The sequence below is a fragment of the Pseudomonas sp. P5_A12 genome, from assembly GCF_056400685.1.
Genome location: NZ_JBFUKU010000596.1, coordinates 1 through 1,022 on the forward strand (window position 1 = coordinate 1; position 1,022 = coordinate 1,022).

The 1,022-nt window shown below is 50.3% G+C and carries 1 protein-coding gene; it reads right to left on the minus strand.

Annotated elements, in window-relative coordinates; all coding sequences use genetic code 11:
- Positions 1–337 (minus strand): hypothetical protein (locus AC1DSG_RS31360; protein WP_477794323.1); only part of this gene is annotated, 337 nt, incomplete at its 3' end.
- Positions 338–1,022 lie beyond the last annotated feature (685 nt).

A 1,022-nucleotide genomic window follows, 5' to 3' on the forward strand; every position in this document is an offset into this window, starting at 1 on the left:
ACGTATAAGTGAGCGTGGCGTTTTCCGCTTCGGTCAAACGTCCTAGTAAGACACCATCCAATGCAAGGTCATGACCAGGGATAGGCATGAACGCGTTTGGAATCAGAACATCAATGCGCCAGATCTTGGGCTTGAAGACTTCGGGGTAGGCCGTCAGCGTCAATACTAGATCGTTGTACTTGATCGCTGTCTCATTGATTACTCGCAGCTCCCGAATGACAGGAACAGCGTTCTGATAATCCGCGAGATTCAGCTTTGCGACGACTGTACTGTGAATGCTTACAGCTTTGACTGGCTCTACTTCAGGCTCAAACGTGATCTCTGCGGCTTCGTCCATCTACTTCCCCTATCTTGCTATTGGTGGCTAACATGAACGCGGAGTGTGGTTATTGCGCTCAACGCGGCAAGACGTCGCCAGAAATGCCCACTATCTAATAACGGGATCCAGCGGAGTAAGACAATTGGCTGGATGCTTTTTTGTGACCTTGGAAGCTGTAGAAAGTCGTAAAGCGCAGGCACATCTCCAGCACAATAAAAGTAATTGGCTTTTACTTAGAAACACTCCGCCAACGAGCGCTGCGGTGCCGCGCCGATCCATAACCACAATTTCGCAATAAGGCGGTCTAGCTCTTCCCAATCAGCCATGACCAGCATCCTTGTGGTATTGAGGCCGCGCAGATAGACCTGAACGCCAGTCAGTATTAGAGCGCGCTCCGCCCGCATCCCGCTCTGAATTGAAATGAATTGAGCCAAGGCGGGTGATGAAAAACTATGATTTTGGGGGCTGGTGCGATGAACACACGACAGCTCAATCTATGGCTGCAGTCAAACTACGCAAGGCCATCGCGTTTCGACAGTGTCATCTGCCATACCTGCCATGGCCATAGTAATTTTGCGGGTAATTGGTACACGGGGCGCTTGACAGCCCAACTGGCCACAATTGAATATACGAACCTCATTCAGGGTGTGCTCAGTTATGCGTACAACATCTCGCGCTAACCTTTCCGTTATTGGCTTAATCG